This is a genomic window from Methylocystis sp. sgz306128, from assembly GCF_056032725.1.
In genome coordinates this window covers 94,163-112,281 of record NZ_JBVYWO010000007.1, presented here as the reverse complement: position 1 = coordinate 112,281, position 18,119 = coordinate 94,163, and the positions used below count along the sequence as shown (strand labels likewise).

At 55.4% G+C, this 18,119-nt stretch carries 17 protein-coding genes; 9 read left to right on the top strand and 8 right to left on the bottom strand.

Annotated features, from left to right (window positions below):
• Positions 1-156 precede the first annotated feature (156 nt).
• From AC0N03_RS12385 to AC0N03_RS12370, 4 genes are all read right to left on the bottom strand, one after another.
• Positions 157-552, bottom strand: coding sequence for a hypothetical protein (locus AC0N03_RS12385; protein ID WP_474289108.1), 396 nt, complete (start codon positions 550-552; stop codon positions 157-159).
• A gap of 134 nt (positions 553-686) precedes the next feature.
• On the bottom strand, positions 687-1,574 hold the full coding sequence (locus tag AC0N03_RS12380) for a HupE/UreJ family protein (RefSeq protein WP_474289107.1): 888 nt from the start codon (positions 1,572-1,574) through the stop codon (positions 687-689).
• 110 nt (positions 1,575-1,684) lie between these two features.
• A complete protein-coding gene (locus AC0N03_RS12375) occupies positions 1,685-2,605 on the bottom strand; it encodes a peptidyl-prolyl cis-trans isomerase (RefSeq protein ID WP_474289106.1) in 921 nt (306 codons plus the stop codon).
• Positions 2,606-2,623: 18 nt separating this feature from the next.
• Complete coding sequence (locus tag AC0N03_RS12370) at positions 2,624-4,558, bottom strand: DUF3604 domain-containing protein (RefSeq protein ID WP_474289145.1); 1,935 nt, start codon at positions 4,556-4,558, stop codon at positions 2,624-2,626.
• A gap of 380 nt (positions 4,559-4,938) precedes the next feature.
• On the opposite strand from AC0N03_RS12370, the gene AC0N03_RS12365 reads away from it, so the two are divergent.
• The 3 genes from AC0N03_RS12365 to AC0N03_RS12355 all read left to right on the top strand — a co-directional run bounded on the left by AC0N03_RS12365 (position 4,939) and on the right by AC0N03_RS12355 (position 7,858).
• Positions 4,939-5,202, top strand: a complete 264-nt coding sequence (locus AC0N03_RS12365; RefSeq protein ID WP_474289105.1) for a hypothetical protein — start codon at positions 4,939-4,941, stop codon at positions 5,200-5,202.
• Between the two features lie 333 nt (positions 5,203-5,535).
• The gene (locus tag AC0N03_RS12360) at positions 5,536-6,993 is read left to right on the top strand and encodes a DUF2252 domain-containing protein (protein ID WP_474289104.1); all 1,458 of its coding nucleotides are present in this window, start codon (positions 5,536-5,538) and stop codon (positions 6,991-6,993) included.
• 82 nt (positions 6,994-7,075) lie between these two features.
• On the top strand, positions 7,076-7,858 hold the full coding sequence (locus AC0N03_RS12355; RefSeq protein WP_474289103.1) for a bestrophin-like domain: 783 nt from the start codon (positions 7,076-7,078) through the stop codon (positions 7,856-7,858).
• Positions 7,859-7,902: 44 nt separating this feature from the next.
• Here AC0N03_RS12355 and AC0N03_RS12350 read toward each other — a convergent pair whose 3' ends face one another.
• From AC0N03_RS12350 to AC0N03_RS12335, 4 genes are all read right to left on the bottom strand, one after another.
• On the bottom strand, positions 7,903-9,102 hold the full coding sequence (locus tag AC0N03_RS12350; RefSeq protein WP_474289102.1) for a porin: 1,200 nt from the start codon (positions 9,100-9,102) through the stop codon (positions 7,903-7,905).
• Between the two features lie 415 nt (positions 9,103-9,517).
• Positions 9,518-10,303 carry a transporter gene (locus AC0N03_RS12345; protein WP_474289144.1) on the bottom strand — a complete coding sequence of 262 codons (786 nt, stop codon included), beginning with the start codon at positions 10,301-10,303 and terminating at the stop codon, positions 9,518-9,520.
• A gap of 608 nt (positions 10,304-10,911) precedes the next feature.
• On the bottom strand, positions 10,912-11,181 hold the full coding sequence (locus tag AC0N03_RS12340) for a DUF4242 domain-containing protein (RefSeq protein ID WP_474289101.1): 270 nt from the start codon (positions 11,179-11,181) through the stop codon (positions 10,912-10,914).
• A 214-nt stretch (positions 11,182-11,395) separates the two neighbouring features.
• Positions 11,396-12,298 carry a LysR family transcriptional regulator gene (locus tag AC0N03_RS12335; protein WP_474289100.1) on the bottom strand — a complete coding sequence of 301 codons (903 nt, stop codon included), beginning with the start codon at positions 12,296-12,298 and terminating at the stop codon, positions 11,396-11,398.
• A 110-nt stretch (positions 12,299-12,408) separates the two neighbouring features.
• On the opposite strand from AC0N03_RS12335, the gene cuyA reads away from it, so the two are divergent.
• The 6 genes from cuyA (at position 12,409) to AC0N03_RS12305 (ending at position 18,119) form a co-directional block, all read left to right on the top strand.
• Positions 12,409-13,431 carry a D-cysteate sulfo-lyase gene (cuyA, locus tag AC0N03_RS12330; protein WP_474289099.1) on the top strand — a complete coding sequence of 341 codons (1,023 nt, stop codon included), beginning with the start codon at positions 12,409-12,411 and terminating at the stop codon, positions 13,429-13,431.
• 3 nt (positions 13,432-13,434) lie between these two features.
• The gene (locus AC0N03_RS12325; RefSeq protein WP_474289098.1) at positions 13,435-14,643 is read left to right on the top strand and encodes a DegT/DnrJ/EryC1/StrS family aminotransferase; all 1,209 of its coding nucleotides are present in this window, start codon (positions 13,435-13,437) and stop codon (positions 14,641-14,643) included.
• On the top strand, positions 14,640-15,350 hold the full coding sequence (gene cuyB, locus AC0N03_RS12320) for a cysteate racemase (protein WP_474289097.1): 711 nt from the start codon (positions 14,640-14,642) through the stop codon (positions 15,348-15,350). Before AC0N03_RS12325 ends, cuyB begins: the two co-directional genes overlap by 4 nt.
• 63 nt (positions 15,351-15,413) lie before the next feature.
• A complete protein-coding gene (gene tauA, locus AC0N03_RS12315) occupies positions 15,414-16,403 on the top strand; it encodes a taurine ABC transporter substrate-binding protein (protein WP_474289096.1) in 990 nt (329 codons plus the stop codon).
• 61 nt (positions 16,404-16,464) lie between these two features.
• Positions 16,465-17,253 carry a taurine ABC transporter ATP-binding protein gene (locus tag AC0N03_RS12310; protein ID WP_474289095.1) on the top strand — a complete coding sequence of 263 codons (789 nt, stop codon included), beginning with the start codon at positions 16,465-16,467 and terminating at the stop codon, positions 17,251-17,253.
• Complete coding sequence (locus tag AC0N03_RS12305) at positions 17,250-18,119, top strand: ABC transporter permease subunit (RefSeq protein ID WP_474289094.1); 870 nt, start codon at positions 17,250-17,252, stop codon at positions 18,117-18,119. The genes AC0N03_RS12310 and AC0N03_RS12305 overlap by 4 nt, the downstream gene beginning before the upstream one ends.

Genomic DNA, 18,119 nt, shown 5'->3' with positions numbered 1-18,119 from the left:
AGATAAAATCGGACTGGCGCCGCGTTTGACGATCACGCCAGTCTGAAGCGCTTTTCATCGTTCGGCTGCTTCAATGCGGACCAGAAATCAAGGCTGTGATTTTCATAAAAACACAACCGGTTCGTCTAAATGAAGCGGCCCGGATCGGCAGTTGCATTAATGGAATAGCCTGAACAGGGCGTTGGCGAATGCCCGGATGATGAGATAGGGAATCAAGGCAAGCACAATTGCAACAACGAGCGCTTCGCCGGGGTAGACGAAATGCAGTTCGTACAATTGGTAAATGACGTCAAGCGCCAGCGCCAGTATGAACAAACGCCTGACGCTCGTCCACAGGCGACGGGCCAATCCCCAAAATAGCGCAGAACCGCCGAATATTTCCGAAAAGCGAACCTGCTTTCCGGCGCGCGCGTCTTGATATTCTGCCGTGATCGCGAAGATGGCCGCCATGATGGGTTGCAGCAGCAACCGGAATTGCATGGGGCCGGTCAGCCGGTCACCGAGGTTGTGCCAGGCTCTGAAGAACATATCTGCGATCAACGAGATCATCATATCAAAACGCCGGGTTTAGTTTCTGATCTGAAACGCAATAATACTCGCCGCACGAGCGATCCCGCGCCGCTCTTCAAACGCAAGCAAACGATGATTGGCGACCTGAAAAACCATCTCTTCTCCGAATCTGCGGCTCAGGCTGCCATATCCGCCAGCCGCGAAATAATCCATATGGTTGCGACCAGTCCGATCATGTAGCTTACGCCGACACGCGCGAGAGCCATCTGCATGTTCATCGGCCTGATCAGAAGTCTGTAGGCTGTCAGAACGGCACCGATAAACAGAAGCTGACCGGCCTCAACGCCGATATTGAACGTCAGGAGCGCAAGGGGCACGTCCGCACGGGGCAGGCCGACTTCCCTGAGCGCGCCCGCAAATCCGAACCCATGCAACAGACCAAAACTGAAAGCCACAATCCACGGGTAGTTCTGCGACAAACGTCTTTCGCCGGGCTTGCTCTTCAGAATCTCGCGGGCGACGAAGGCGATGCTCAGCGCAATTGTTGCTTCCACCGGCTTTTGCGGCAGGCTGAAATAGCCGAGCGAGGCGCCTGCCAGAGTTATGCTATGCGCCAGCGTGAAGGCTGTAACAGCTTTCATCAATTGCCACCGATTGTCGATGAGCAGGATCAGCGCCAGAACAAATAAGAGATGGTCGATGCCAGAGAGAATGTGATCCACGCCGAGGCGGAAGTAAGTCCGGGCAACCTCGCGGACGTCCTGATCGGAAGTTACGCGGAAGGCGGGAGCCTCCGGGGTCAGGCGCATGATCTCTTTCCTTCCGTCAAGAAATTCGATCCGCACCAGCACATCGGTCAAAGTTGCGCTCAGCCCATCAATTGCGATCTCGCCGCCGGTCAGGCCATTGTCGCACAGCGTGTTGTAATGCTCGACAAAAGCGGTGCCGTCGATAGCTTTGACCGGCTCGCCCAAGGTTTTGCACGAATCTGGAAGATGCGCATAGATGCCGAGCCGCATATCTCCCAGAGCGGGCACTTTCCAAAGCACGGCAAAATGGTTCACGGTTGTTTCACGCAGGTCCAGATATCCGGGCCGCAACTCATGCGCAGACAAAGCGGGCGGCGCCAGTATTTGGACTATCAGCAAGAGACACGTGAAAATGAGGGATCGCATCATTGCGCGATACCTTTTGATGGTTGGCTTTCGATCGTCACATGGTAGCGTTTGAGCATATCCTCGAGATGTGCTTTGCGCAGTTCGTTGCGCTTGTCGTTGCTCCACTCGAGCCGGACGGCTGCTTTAATGTTCTTGAGCTGCGGCAGTTCGCCATCAATGCGAAGGTGAACGCGCACGATATGCAAACCATAGCTCGATTTTATTGGCCCGCTCCATCGGCCCGGTTTAGCATCCAGAAGCGCTTTGGCGAATTCGTCGCCAAATACCTGCCCGATAGCGGTTGTGCTGCTCAGGGGCATTTCAGAAGGCAGCAACGTACTGTCGCCGAGCGAAGCGGGGTCAGAGGTTGCTTGTTCTGCCAATATTTTCAGGACCGCTGCAGCCGCGCTTTTGCCCCCGTCCTCATGACGTTGTTCGTCAATGAAGACGTGCTCGAAGGAGAATTTTGGTTCGGTGGCGAACAGTTCAGCGTGCGCCTTGAGATAGGCTTCGAGTTCCGTATCTGTCGGAACGGCGGAATCTGCATTTGCATCGTCCAGGAATTCCATTTTTGTGCGCAGGCGACGGCGGATCACTGCATCGTCTCTGTCAATTCCGAGGGCCATGGCCTCCCGGGCGTAAACTTCATCCCGGACATAGTCGTCAATCAGTTCCTTCAGTTCCGCGCCCGAGGGCGGACGCTGCCAGGTTCTGGCAAAGACTGTAATGAACTGATCGATCCTCCCGCTCGTGACGACAATATTATCGGGCTTTCCAGCTTTGCCAGCGCCGATCAGGCCGTAAACGCCAAATATGACGAGAGCGAGCGCGAGAAAATGAACGAGAGGTTCTTGGATAAACCGCCGAAGCACGTTGATAAACCTTGATCTGGGCATCTGGCCAAATTGTCCCGGCGGCTGATGCGGCAGCCGGGACATGGGCGGCTGACAGGCCTGTTACTTCGACGGCTCCGGCGTATACCAGATCGGCGAAGTATAGGCGCGTTCCGTGACGGTCATCTGGGTGCCCGGCAATGGCTTGGTGCTGTATCGTCTGGCGTCATATGCCGTCCAGCGCGGTGTCGGAATTTCAATGACCCGCGCATAGTAAAATGCCCGCTCTTTCGGATTGAATTGGGGATCCTGCCACACTTTGATAAGTTCCGGCGCCCCGATAGTATTTGTCCAGGTTGCGTTTTCTATATCGACTGTGCTGCCGACGGACGGCAATTTGCCATCCTGCCCCGGCTTGCGGTCGCCGCCCCAAACCACGTCATAGACCTGTTCGTGAGTTTCCCCTTTGGCATCGAGCCATCCCTTGACAATCTGAATACGGTCAAGGTTTGCCCCGATAGGGTCCTTGAGGGCCGCAACGAGGAAGGTGGCAGATTTGCCCTCAGGTGCATCCCGAAGATCGCCTCCCATCGGCACTCCCTTGCTGTAGCCGGCAACGGCGGGACTCCGGGTCTGCGCGTCGGCAGCGTCAAAGTCCCAGCCACCGAAGAACCGCACGACCATACGCGGCCCTGTCGTGGCATAGGTTTCCTTGCGTTCCATCGCATCCCAGATCGAAGCGCGGGTATTTTCATTAGCCCATACCGCTGCGTAACCGGAGGCGCTGACCTGCCAGTCCATTATCTTGATGCCGGTCTTTGGATTTCCCAGGAATGTCGAATGCAATCGCTCCGGACTCGGCTCCATGGACGCGGTTTTACCAAAGAAGTTATCTTCTTCCATGGCGGCAAGGCCAGTATGGGCGTCAGAACTGCCGATCAGACCAAACTTATACGGATTCGTGCCGAGCTGACTTTCCAGTTTAAGTCCGTTTTTCAGGGCCGATCGCGCATATTCGAATTCGAGCATTTCCGGCTTCTTGACCACAGTACCGTCGAGATTGCCAAAATCCCAACGTTCGAAATTTGCAAATTCATCGTTGGGCGAGAGCGCAGGGTGGGTTTCGCCGTCGCCCTTGGATTGCGTGGCCTCGACCAGCGGTTCCCATTTCGCGCGTTCTTCCACATAAGCCTTGTCGACTGGCTTGCCCGTGAACGATTCGATAACCGGGAACATCAATCCGTTGCTCAGATTGCCGTTGTGCGGGATGGCGAGGACATTTCCGCCGGTTTTGTCTTCATAGGCGGCCATCCATTTCCACAGATCGCGAGGATTGTCGCTGCCCCAGGGCTTCATTGTGACATAAGGCTCGACCTGGCTCGCCTTGTCGCCATTGTCGCGGAAAATGACGTTCCGATGCAGATTGTTGCCAGCCGTGGTCGATGTCCATTCATAACCGATGAAGGCTGTGAACCGGCCCGGCTCATTGAACTCTTCCGCTGCGGCGACATTATCCTGCCATGCTGTTTTGAAGGCGCGGGTTCCGGGGCTGTAGATAAGCTCTTTCGGGAAGGTTCCGTCGGTGAAGGAGAAAATCATCTGAATCGCAGCTTCACCGCCCTTGCCCGAATTCATCATGTCATACCATTTCTTGCCCTTGGGATTAGCCAGCATCTCCGGCTTGCCAGCCAGAAGATCGGGAAACATGCCCATATTGTCGGAATGGTCTGCGACAACAAGAAAGTCGAGCGGGCGAGACAATTTGACAGGCTGGCCGCTGGAGGAAATGACTTCTTCGCCGCGCGCAAAACGATAGGCCTCTCTGGGCCCAAGCTTGGCACCGAACAAGCCTGCGTCGAAGGATGCTGCCGTATGTAGATGCGTATCGCCAAAGAGCGGACGGGAGGGGAATGTCCGGCCAGCATAGGGAGAGTAGGGGGCCTTTTTCGGAAAAACTGCTTCAGCCCCGGCTTTGTCGAGGGTGCCGACGTCGGTTGCCGCTTCTTGGGCGATAGCCTGAGAACCCAACACGATACACGCCGGAAGAGCGATCAGCATCGCTGTGGCTTTAAACCGTTTCATTTTCAGCTCCTTGTGACTCGTGAATGGTTTTTCGGGGCAGGAACGTGTGCCTGGAGAACCCGCAAAGATGTGTTGATTTCAGCAAGAGTAGACACCTGCAGCACAGCGCCGGACCGTGCGGCGGGCAACGCCGGCCGCGCTGACCGGTGTCAGAGGACGCCCGACAACGGCCTGTGCGCTTGAAACGAATGCCAGCCTGTGATTGCCTGTCACATGTTCGCCGAATTTAAACACCAGCAGTACGAGGAGGCACGCCAATATCAGCCGGTGGGATCGAACAAGCAGGTTCACTGTACATCTCCTCAGGAAAATTGGCCGGTATTTCATCAGCGCCATCGAGCGTGCTAAGTTTGTGGATGCGCAGCCTTTTTGGCGCCCTCGGGCGCCTTGAAGCTGAAATCATCGCGCGCGAGCGCAGAGCCTGTCTTCAGGTCGCTGAGCGGGATGCGCTGGCGCTTACGATAATGTCCGGCATACCTTCGGGCAGTTTCTTCGCGATCGCCTCATCAGCTTTGGCCTGTAAACCGGCAGAAAGGCGTTTCACAAAAATTATTGTTGAAATACAGAGTGTTAAATTAGACGGCGCGAACGCGGCAAAAATTATATTTGGCCCCCAATAATTATAAAAATAATTTTTTGCCTGTTTGGATTGGCGCGAATTTTTCTTTGAACTCGATCGACCCAGCAGATCTTTACTTCCGATAAGTATCAATTTTGATATGCTGTTGTTAAACCGAAGATATGTCAATGACATAAATCAAGGCAACCCGGCTACCCGGGTGCAAGAATAGTCCTATGGGTTGTTTGCGCTGTTTCATGTCATAGTCGGTTTAAGTTTGTGATTTTTAATAAATAATTTTCTCAATTCCGCAGTGTATCTATTGCGTTTCGTTGCCGCGCGCGTCTCTGAGCGCGCATGCAAAATCTGCTTGATGTCGGCTATGGGGGCGAACATGCTTGACAAGAAAAAGACTCACAAAAACGAAGGTAAGGGCCAGAGTCAGACTTACGAGTTGAAACCCGCCATTCCGCCTGCGATATCAGAAGAATCTGCGCGTACGGTCTTTCGTTCGCGCGAGGAACGATTGCTCGCTGGCAAGGCGCTCCGGGACAAGACGCCGCGTAGCAGTCACGCCGAGTGGAAAGCCCATTCAAAGCGTCTCGATCCTGTCAAGATATTGGAGGAATCGAATAAGGATCGCTTGCCCGAACTGATCCCGATCCGCTATGGCCGCATGATGCGAAGCCCATTCACCTTCCTGCGCGGGGCGGCGAGCCTGATGGCTTACGATCTTTCCCAAACCCCGAACAACGGGGTTCACGTGCAGGTCTGCGGCGACTGCCATCTGATGAATTTTGGATTGTTCGCTACGCCGGAGCGAAATCTGATATTTGACATCAATGATTTTGATGAAACCTTGCCCGCTCCCTGGGAGTGGGATTTGAAGCGTCTTGCCGTCAGTTTTGTTGTCGCGGCCCGGTCCAGCAATCTTTCTGATGACAATGCACGCTCTGTCGTCTTGCAATGCGTCCGTTCATACCGGGAACATCTGCGTCAATATTCGAAGATGAACCCCCTTGAAGTCTGGTATGATTGTCTCGACGCGGAAAGACTCATCAGCATTGCGCCAGATGCCGAGGCCAGAAAAGCCCGCGAACAGGTGGCCGAGCAGGCGCGCACAAGGATCGGGGACTATCTCATTCCCAAGATCAGCACGCTTGTCGGAGGCCGCCGCCGTCTGGTCGACCAGCCGCCGATCCTGTTCCACGTGTTTGATGACGATACACGTTCGCGCATGGAAGAGGGCTTGGACGTTTATCGTCAATCTTTGCCGGACGAACGCCGCGTCTTGTGGGATCGCTACAGGCTCGAGGACTTCGCGGTCAAGGTTGTTGGCATCGGCAGCGTTGGCACGCGGTGTATGGTCGGTCTGTTCTTTTCCGCCGACAATCACACATTGCTGCTACAGATCAAGGAAGCGCGCAGATCCGTGCTTGAGCCTTATGTCGGCAAGAGCGTGTATGACAATCAGGGGCAGCGGGTTGTCATGGGCCAAAAGCTGATGCAGTCTTCGAGCGATATTTTTCTTGGCTGGGCCAGAGGCCGGAAGGGCTACGACTTTTATGTCCGGCAATTGCGGGACATGAAATTTTCTGCCCCTATCGAGGATCTGTCCGCACTGCAATTGAAGCGATATTCTGAATTATGCGGCTGGACCCTCGCGCGCGCTCATGCCAAATCCGGAGATGCCGCAATCATCAGCGGATATCTGGGCAAGTCGGATTCTTTCGATGAAGCGATCAGCGATTTTGCGAATGCCTATGCCGATCAGAACGAGCGCGATCACGCGGCGCTGGTCAAGGCCGTGAAATCGGGACGCGTCAAAGCGATTATTGAGGAAAATCTATAGCATGGCCTCATGAAATGCGTGTTGGGGATCGGAATCGTGCGCGCCCGGCTCAGGCACGGGCCGCAATCGGGATAAATTCGCCATGTTCAGTTTGCAGTCTATTTCGCTGGTTTGGATTGGCCCGGTAGCGCTGGCTCTTCTGATATTGGCGTCGGAGGCTGGGTATCAGCTCGGCAAGCGCGCGCTCTCAAGAGAGGGGCGCAGCATGCCGCTCATGACGACCGCGATTCTCGGGCTTTTGACACTGATGATCGGCTTTACCTTTTCCATGGCCCTGACGCGTCATGAGATCCGCCGTGAGGCGCTGGTGGCCGAAGCCAACGCCATTGGCACGACAGCATTGCGCGCCCGCCTGCTCCCGCCGCCGATAAATGCACAGAGCCTGCAGCTCTTGCGCGAATATCTGCAGACCCGGCTCGATCTGATCGACCACACGCCCACCGCGGCAGAAATTCAGGCTGCCGTGGATCATTCAAGCCTTATTCAGGAAAAGTTGTGGCAGGCGGCAAAGACAATCGCCGCCAAAGATAGTGCGATGGTGCCCGGCGGATTGTATATTCAGAGCCTCAATGAGATGATTGATGCGCAGGAGACAAGACTGACGGCGGTCAACAGTCGTCTTCCTGATTTCATCATTATAGGCTTATACATTCTCACCGCTGTAGCCAGCATGTTTACCGGTTATTCGGCCAGCATAGAGACGCGGCGTTCGGCGGTTCGGTTGCCGCTTTATGTCATGACGATCGGCATCTGGGCAGTGATTTTCTTGATTCAGGATATTGATCGGCCCGGAATGGGCGTTTTTCAGATCAGTCAGCAGCCCTTGCTGGATACCGCCGCCAGCATAGCGAGCTTCAAGGACTAGAGTTTTCGGCACCACGGCCCGCAGGCGACATTGCGGCGCGCGTGTCAGGGAAATGAGTGAGACACCGAGAATATCAGCGACGTCTGCCGCGAGGACGGAAGGCTTGAATTATGGGAAATCACGCGGGCAAACCCGCCCTCAATGGTCAGGTTGAGATTTTCCACAGGCGTGTAAGTCAGGTTGAGCGCGCTGCGGCCGGACAATACAGCGCCCGAACTGTAATTGTCAGGCAGATCCAGTTTCGTGACGCTTGCGAAAGCCGCCGAACTCCATTTCTCGCTCCAGGCCCAGCTGGCGACGATGGCGCTGTTCATGCCGGTGGCGCGCTCGGCATTTTCCGCGCCAAAAGCACCGGGCAAGGCGAGGTTGAACGCACTGGTGGGATTATTGATGCCGAGATATCCGGGTGCGTGATGAGCATATCCGGCCTGCAGAATGATATATGAATTGTCCTCCTGCGCATCATTGGGCAATGCATACCTTACGTAGCCCTGCATGGCGAAGCCCCAGAGAGGGGCAGGCTGCGATGAAAACGGCGTCAAAGCTGCATTAGAGAAGGTTGTCTCATGTGTGGCAGCGCTGCCGATGAACTGCCAGTCGCCCGCGGAATATCTGTAGCGCCCGATCAGGTCAGGCACGGCAAGTCCGCCATAACCAGATACAGTCGCGCGCCGGAAGGAGGGGTCTTCCAGTGCAAAAGTCAGGGTGCTGTTCGTCGTGGGGCGGAACACATAGGCCATCTGGGCAGGCGATTGAGTTGGGGTGAGTGCTCGGAATGAGAATTCCGAGGCCTGCCAGCCATCATAAAATGAGGTTTCTATGCCGAAGGTCGCGCTTCCCAGAGAAATAGAGGCGGAGGTTATCGAAACATTTTTGTTCTGATCGCCTTCAAAGCCCAGACGTGTGATCAAATCGCCATATTCCGTTTGGGCATAATGAGTAAAGTCAACGCCGGCCGTCAGGGCAAATTGCAGGTTGGTGATGCGGCCGGGCTTGGTCAGGCGCGAGCCTTTGCTCGTGACCTCGGTAAATTCAGGTCCGGACGCAAAACTGCCGCCAATGAGAACGCAGCCGGAGCCGGGGATATAAAATCCTGAGCCGGCAGCGGCGTCCGAATTGTCTGCGCTTTCGGAATTATCGTCCCCGGAATTATCCTCTTCGTCGGCCTTGTTTTCAGCGTCGAGCTGCGACTGCGGTGTATCGAAGGCTTCCGCTTCCGGTGGTGTCCACGGGCAGGCCTGCAAAGAAGCTCTCCCCGGAGCCTGATGGCTGAGCGGTTTCGCCAACGAGGCAACTGGCATGCAAACCAGATAACTCAGGCAGACTGTCGCCAACGACAATGCTGCAATCTTAGGGTGCGCGCCCTCAAGGCCCCGTGGTGGGCGTCTGAAGCTAGCCGAGAAATTCAGAATATACCGGCATTTACGTTTATATTTTTGAGAAGGGCTGCGATGATTTCGTTGGAATAAACCCGTCATTCGCAATGCCCAAATTATGACTTATCAAAAATAGAATATGACTCAAAATATGAAGGCGCGTCAATTTTGCGTCCGCTCCGCTGTTTCGGCAAGATCGATTTTTCTCGCATGTTATGATTATGCGATGTCTTATGCCGGTAAGACGCGAGTTATGATGAGGTTCTGATTGACGGAGACAGTATCATTTCGGAAACAGCAAGGTTAACGCGATGCGCACGCCCCATTTTGGCCCGCCAGTCGGCGACGCGATAAAATATTTGCCGCCGACGCTTGCGCTCATGGCTTGCTCGCCAACCTTGAACACCTGGGAAACACCAAAATTTGCCGGCACCAGCCAGCTATGTTTGACCCAGTCGTACGAGGCCTCCAGATTCGCATTCAACGACGTGCCATGACCTAAGGAATAGGCCAGAAAAGGCTGCATGAAGGATTTGTTCACTTCCTGACGCGAACTATCCCCGGCAAAAGACCAGATATGATTACCCAATGCGCCGATTGTCCAGGGACCAACCTGAGTGAGGACAACGGCGGTCGGGCCTGCGCCCCATTTTTCTGTTCCGATCATCGAGTTGGTTGCTGTTGGCAGCAGAAAGACTGGCCCAACGCCCCAGATCAAGCCGCCGGAAGTCGGCTTCGACGGCGAGAAAAACAGACTCTGCGTTGTGTCGCCAAGGCCACCCTGATATGCAGGCCCGATCCGTTCTTGATAAACGACCGGTACGATTGTGCGGGAGATCAGATTCCAATCTTCATTCAGTTTTATGGGAATGACCGGTTGGAAATTAAATGTGGAGGCAAATCCGTTTTTTGCAGGGCCGCCGCCCCAGTCCAGATTTTCCTGAAACGGTACGCTGATCATAGCGGCAATCGGATTCGCCAGCTTTTTGGCCAATTCGTCAGCGGATTGAGCCCAAACAGAAGAACTGATCGCAACAGCTGAGATTGCACCAACAATCAACGCCTTCATTGTGCGTTTCGTGTCAATGAAAACAACGATTTTTTGCGCAAATTTCGGAAAAAACCGGTCAAAAAGTTGCTCGGACTTCATGTATCCCTCCAAACAATGCTTAAAAATCAGGAAAAATATCGCTTTTCAAAAAAACAAATATCTCGAATCTAAGATGAGAATTTATCGCACACGGATTCGGTATTCCCAATAGTCATTCATTAGAAATTGCCCTGTTTATATTGGTATCACGCTTTTCCGGATTTGCGAAATAGCGGGATTATTCAACGGCTCACGACCTGAGGTGGAGGGGCCGGCCAGCACCATAAACCGCATCTGGCCTTTGAAGTCCGTGCCGGAGGGCAGAATATGGTTGTGGAGGGCCGATGAAATCGTAATTGTGCGACGGAGCTGGGGCCGCCGCCCCGAACATTGTGGCGGTGAGCACAATATTTCGGGGTTTTAGCCGAGAGTTGGCAATGTCCCGGCGTTCAAGGCGCAAGGGCATTGTCAGACGAAGCTGAATGTAATGAAAACAGATGCGTAACTGAAGCCCAGCCGCCGACAACGAGTCCGGCTTTATAAGCAGACCCGGCAAAGTTCAGGATCGCGACACGTGCTCGCAGCATTCAGGCTGTTGCGGGGCCAATGATCGAACTGATTTCCGTGACTTTATTTGCTGGAAAGCCGCCGCGTCTTGCGTGCTCAAGAACGACTTCGGCGCTATCGGCTTCGTGGACGCAGTAAACCTTGTCGCCGGCGACATAGCTCGTGATCCAGCGGTAGGGAACCCCCAGTCCGGCGACAACTTCATTCGACTTCGCAGAAATGGCCTTCAGTTCACTTGCGCTAAATTTGTCGGCACCCGGAATTTCGCGCTCGATAATATATGTTGGCATTGGTTGATCTCCCCTTGGAAAGGACAGCGTTAAACAAACCAACGACCATGTGACCGGACATTTTGCGGCCCAATGGAGGGTGCAAGTTCACGTGTTCATTTTCGTATCACGGAGTTCCTGCTACGTCCAATATTTATGTGTCCTAAGAATGATATATTAAAATATCCGTGAAAGCCGGCTTTTTTATCCAACGTGTGCCGACGCCTTTAAAAATTTATATCTTCGCCTGCAGCGACTTGAGTTGGGACCAGAACGCGTCTTCTGCAGGCCCGGGAGAACTTTGCAGCCGGACAGCCTGAACCAGCAACTGACAATCGGGTAGGGTTTCCGACAGATCGACCAGCCTGCCGGCTGAAATCCGCTCCAGCGCCAGAGATGCGGGTACCCATGCCACCGCTACACCCGCCGAAGCCATTTCAAGCGCAGCCAACGTCAGCGCCGTCTCTACCATGGGCACCGCCGCCAGCGGCTGCAGCAGCGGCATGATCTTGCGCTCCATGACTTTCCCAAAAAATACGTCGGCGGGGTAGGCGACATAGGGGATATCGAGCGTATCCACGCTTGTGCTGAAGTCTGTGTTCAGCTTTTTGGCAAAAACCGGTATCAGGCGGTCAGTCCCGATATTTATCGTTTCAAGGTAGTCAAAGCTCAGTTCGTCGGTCTCGTCCGGCAGGTGATAGACGATGGCGACATCCGCTTGACGGGAAAGCAACAAGCCAAAACATTCGTCCAGATTGGCAGAGCGCAGGCGGACATAGATGTTTTCGCCGCGATTTTGCATGCCCTGAATGATCGACGGCGTCAGCGACGATGTCAGCGAATGCTGGCTGGCGATAACAATCTTGTTGCTGGTAATGCGGTCCCCTCGGCGCAGATCGACAACCAATTGGCGCAGCGCCGCAGCTAGCTGCGTAATTTGTTCGCTTTGCGCCAGTGTCGTGGCTTTCAGTTGCACCGGCTTGCGGCTTCTGTCGAACAATTCGACGCCGATATGATCCTCTATCTGCTGAATGCGCCGGGAAAAGGCGGACTGCGTCAGCAACCGGCGTTCGGCGGCGCCGCTGAAGGAACCGGTTTCGGCTATCGCCAAAATATCTTCGAGCCATTCAAGGCGCATTTTGCCCTCTAAGTTGCATTTTGTGCATTATGTTTCACTTATTTCGAATTTGCCAATCAAAAAACTTAAGTTCAATAATTGATTTATGCAAATTACGCCAAGGAGTTCACATGCACCTCGCCCGCTTTCCCCGCGTCTTTCTGGCCCATCTGCCGACCCCGCTGGAAAAGCTGGATCGCCTGTCGAAGGAATTGGGCGGGCCGGAACTCTGGATCAAGCGCGACGATTGCACGGGCTTGTCGACAGGCGGGAACAAAACCCGCAAGCTTGAATTCCTGATGGCCGAAGCTCTGGCCATGGGCGCCGATACGGTGATCACTCAAGGAGCGACGCAGTCCAACCACGCCCGCCAGACCGCAGCTTTCGCGGCCAAGCTTGGCATGGCCTGCCACATCCTGCTGGAAGATCGCACCGGTTCAAACGATGCCAATTATAACACCAATGGCAACGTGCTGCTGGATCATCTGCACGGAGCCACAACATCCAAGCGCGCCGGTAATACGGATATGCAGGCCGCAATGGAGGCTGTCGCCGCACAACTCAGCGCCGAGGGCCGGAAGGTCTATATCATTCCGGGCGGCGGCTCGAATGCCACGGGCGCGCTTGGTTATGTCAATTGCGCCTTTGAACTGGTTTCGCAGGCCAATGACCGCGGGCTGGTGATCGACCATATTGTTACGGCGACCGGAAGCGCGGGGACGCAGGCCGGATTGATCACCGGACTGAAGGCGATCAATTCCGGCATTCCGCTGACCGGCATCGGCGTACGCGCGCCCAAGGAGAAGCAGGAGCAGAGCGTATATAATCTGGCGCTCAAGACTGCCGAGAAGCTGGGCTGCCCTGATGTGGTGTCGCGCAGCGACGTGGTTGCAGATAGCAATTATGTTGGTGCGGGCTATGGCATTCCCCGCGAAGATACTTTGGAGGCGATCCGCATGTTTGCGCAACTGGAAGGTTTGCTTCTGGATCCGGTTTATTCGGGTAAGGGTGCGGCCGGCCTGATCGATTATTGCCGGAAGGGCAAGTTTAAGAAGGGCGAACGCGTGGTTTTCCTGCATACTGGCGGATCGGCGGCTCTGTTTGGGTATGATGCCGTTTTTGCTGAAGCCAACAAAGCCTTGATTGTGGAGTAGGGCATGTCCCGAGCGCGGTTCACCGGCAATTTCACGCAACAGCCTCCGATCCCGGAGGAGGGCATCGCGGCTGCAGATGCGGTGATGCACTCGGGCCGGCTGCACCGCTACAATATGGTGGGCGGTGAAGAGAGCGAGGCGATGGCTCTGGAGCGCGAATATGCTGCCTGGCAGGGCGCGCGTTATTGCCTCGCCGTGGCCTCGGGCGGGCAGGCGATGCAGATTGCGCTGCGGGCTGCCGGTGTTCAGCCCGGCACCCCCGTGCTGACCAATGCCTTCACTCTGGCGCCGGTGCCGGGTGCGGTCGCCGCGGTCGGCGCAAAGTCTGTCCTCGTGGAGATTACGCAGGATCTCGTGATCGATCTCGACGATCTGGGTGCTAAGGCCCGCCAGACCGGAGCCCGTCACCTGCTGTTGTCACATATGCGCGGTCACTTGTGTGACATGGATCGTCTGGCGCAGCTCGCGGCAAGCCTTAATCTGACGGTGATCGAAGATTGCGCACATACGATGGGCGCAAAATGGAATGGTCGCCGATCGGGTTCCTTTGGGTTGGCAGGGTGCTTCAGCACCCAGACCTACAAGCATATGAATTCGGGGGAGGGCGGTCTGTTGACCTCTGACGACGCCGATTTCATGGCCCGCGCCACGATTCTTTCCGGGTCCTACATGTTTTATGATCGGCATGGTGCTGGCCCCGCGCCTGATACTTTTGCCCAGATCCGTCTGGAAACACCCAACACTTCGGCGCGCATGGACAATCTGCGCGCGGCGCTTCTGCGCCCTCAGTTGAGGACGATAGAAGAACGCATCCGTGCATGGAATGCGCGGCATGACTATCTGGCGCAACGTCTTGCTACATGCCAAGCGATCCGAATGCCGAACCGTCCCGCGGCTGAAAGCTATGTCGGTTCGTCAATCCAGTTTCTGATCCCGGGCATTTCCGCCGCAACCGCGCGCGACATTGTTGCGCGTCTGGCATCCGTCGGCGTTGAGGTGAAGTGGTTTGGTGCCGAGCAGCCAGCGGGCTTCACATCCACCCATCACAGCTGGCGTTATAATGCGCCGCAGAGCCTGCCCCGGACCGATGCCATTCTCTCCGGCCTTTTTGATATGCGCCTGCCCCTGACGTTCAGCCTTGAGGATTGCGCCCTGATTGCGGACCATATTCTGGACACGGTCGGCGCTCTTGCTGTTCGGAGCGTCGCATGATGCGGCGTGTCGGCATATTGGGGGGGATGGGGCCGGAAGCGACGATTCTGATCATGCAGAAGATTCTGGCGCGCGTACAGGCGAAGGACGATGCCGACCACATTCCTCTTGTCGTCGATCAAAACCCGCAGGTGCCATCGCGCATCCGGCACCTGATCGAAGGAACAGGCGAAGATCCGGGCCCGGTTCTCGCCGATATGGCCCGCCGTCTTGTCGCTGCGGGAGCCCAGGCTCTGGCGATGTCCTGCAACACCGCACATCACTATGCCCCGGCCATAAGGGCCGCAGTCAAAGTACCCTTTCTGGACATGGTTGAGAACTCGGTCGCCCATGCGGCTGAACTGACTGGCGAGAATAAGGTTGTCGGAATTCTTGCTTCACCCGCCGTCAGAAAGGTCGGCCTGTTCGATGCGCCCCTGTCCCGGATGGGGTTAACCGGGCTGTACGCCAAAGATGAGCCGGCGATGCTGGCGGCAATCCGCCAGATCAAGGCGGAAGGCCCGCAGCCCATGGCGCGCCGCACGCTGATGGTCGCCTCTGAAGAGCTGCTGAGCCGCGGCGCCATGGTTCAGATGATCGCATGTACAGAATTTTCGCTGATTGCCGGGTCAGTATCCGAGGGCGCTGTAACCTTCGATACCCTCGACCGATTGGTCGAAGCCATCTTTACCTTTGCCACCGGGGAGAATCGCGCAACAAGGACCTAAAACAAAATTATTTGATTAAAAACAAGAGCTTAAATGCCAAAGATAAACCTAGGAGGAAACAATATGAATAATATATTCCGAAAAATGACAATCGGGGCTGCCGTTCTGGCCCTGTCCGCGACAGCCGCTTATGCAGAAACCATGGTCATCGCCACCTTTAGCGATCCCACGCCGATGAACGCTGCCCGTGCGACGCACGAGTTTGAGAAGGCCACAGGCTGGAAAATCGAATGGCGTAAGTTCGACTCAGGCTCGGATGTGATCGCAGCCATGGCCTCGGGCGATGTCAAGGTTGGTGAACTGGGCTCGTCGCCGTTGACGATTGCGGCCAGTCAGGGCGTTGACCTGCAGATGTTCATGTTTTCCTATGCGATCGGTGACTCGGAGAGTCTGATTGCTCGCAACGGTTCTGGAATCAAGTCGCTCAACGACCTGAAAGGCAAGCGTGTTGCTGTGCCGGTGGGTTCGACTTCGCATTTCTCTTTGATCGGGGCTATTACCCACGCCGGTCTCAAGGAAAACGATGTGACCATCATGTCGATGAAGCCGGATCAGATTGCGGCTGCCTGGGGACAGGGCGTGATCGACGCGGCCTTTATCTGGCCGCCGGTTCAGACCGAAATTCTCAAGACCGGCACCCGGATTGTCAGCGCCAATCAAACGGCGGAATGGGGTTATCCGACCTTTAATGCATGGGTTGCCGACAAAAAGTTCGCCGAAGGCCATAAGAAGGAAATGGTGGCTTTTGCCAAGGCAATGGACGCTGCAAATGAGGCCTATCTCAAAAATCCTGCGGCCTGGACTGCCGATAATGCCAGCGTGAAAGCCATTGCCAGCGTCACCGGCGCCGCGCCCGATCAGATTCCCGATATTCTGAAGGGTTATACGTTCATTCCGCTGAAAGAGCAGTTGAGCGCCAAGTGGCTGGGCAGTTCTGCCACTATGCTCAAAAAGACGGCCGATTTTCTCAAGGCAAATGGCCGGATTGACACTGTGGCGAGCGATTATTCGCGCTTCGTGAACATGTCCATTGCGGAAGAAGCTGTGAAATAAGTCAACGAAGTCCTGCCCGAGCTAATTCGGGCAGGACGCCGGAACTCTCAAGGAGATGCGCATGGCGTTGATTATTGATAACGTATCGGTAGTTTATCCGGCAGCCGACAGGCGCCCGCCCGTTAATGCTTTAAGCCAGATAAACCTCACCATCCAGGATGGGGAATTTGTCGTCGCGCTTGGGGCATCGGGCTGCGGAAAATCCTCGCTGCTTAATCTCATCGCGGGGTTTCTGGCCCCGACATCGGGAAGCCTGATGTTGGATGGCCGAATGGTTTCGGGCCCCGGAGCGGATCGGGCCGTCGTCTTTCAGAAGCACGCGCTCCTGCCATGGCTCAATGTGCTCGACAATGTTGCTTTTGGATTGCAGATTCAGGGCATAAGCAAAGCGAAGCGCTATGAGGCTGCGAACAAGTTTGTCGGGCTTCTGGGGCTTGATGGCTTTCAGAACGCTCCGGTATATAAGCTGTCTGGCGGCATGCAGCAGCGCGTCGGAATTGCCCGTGCTCTTTCCTGCGACCCTAAGATTTTGCTGATGGACGAGCCGCTTGGCGCGCTGGATGCCCTGACGCGCGAAAAGGCTCAGGAGCTGATTCTCAATATCTGGAACAATACCCAGAAATCTGTATTTTTTATCACGCATAGCGTCGAAGAGGCGCTGTTCATGGGAACGAAACTGGTTGTCATGTCGCCGCGTCCTGGCCGCATCACCCATATGTTCGACCTGCCGTTTTCGCGAAAGTTTCTCGATGGCGCGCCGGCGCGTCAGGTCAAGGCGTCACAGGAATTCATCCGGCTTCGGGAAGACGTTCTGAAAATTATTTTTGCCGACGAGGAGGCCGCAGCATGACGCACCAGACTTCCCCACCGTCACGCGCTTCGGAAGGTATTATTGCCCGCCTTTCCCGGGCGCGGCCAACCAGACCGGGCGAGATTTACGGCGTACCGGGCCAGGGAAATACGCTCTGGCTTTCAGCAGGCTCGATTGCACTGTTCTTTTTTGTCTGGTGGCTCGTGACGACCATGGGCTGGGTTCAGCCTCTGTTCGTGCCACCGCCGCTGGTGATCGCGAAAAAATTCATTTCGATCTGGAATGTCGGGTTCACCGGCACGCCGTTTCTCGATCATCTCGCAATTTCGACCGTACGGGTGTTCGGCGCCTTCCTTCTGGCTTGTGTGGTTGGGCTTCCGCTCGGGCTCGCCATGGGTATGAGCCCGGTTATCCGCGGCATCTTCGACCCGCCGATCGAGTTTTATCGCCCGATCCCGCCGCTTGCCTATCTGCCCCTGATGATCATCTGGTTCGGGATCGGTGAGACATCGAAGATTTTGCTGATCTTCCTTTCGGTTTTTGCTCCTGTAGCCTTGGGTGCGCGATCGGGAGTGAAATCCGCAGCGATCGAACAGATCCACGCGGCCTATTCCTTCGGGGCCACCAGATGGCAGGTCATGCGCTATGTCATTATGCCTTCCGCCCTGCCGGAAATCCTGACAGCCATGCGGATTGGTATCGGCTTTGGCTGGACCACGCTGGTCGCCGCGGAAATGGTCGCTGCCACGAAGGGTCTTGGCTATATGGTTCTGTCGGCCAGTCAATTCCTGCAAACCCCTGTCGTCATCATGGGGATATTCGTCATCGCCATTATCGCCTTCGCCTTCGACCTTCTGATGCGTTTTGTCGAGCGTCGCCTCGTGCCTTGGAAGGGCAGGATGTAA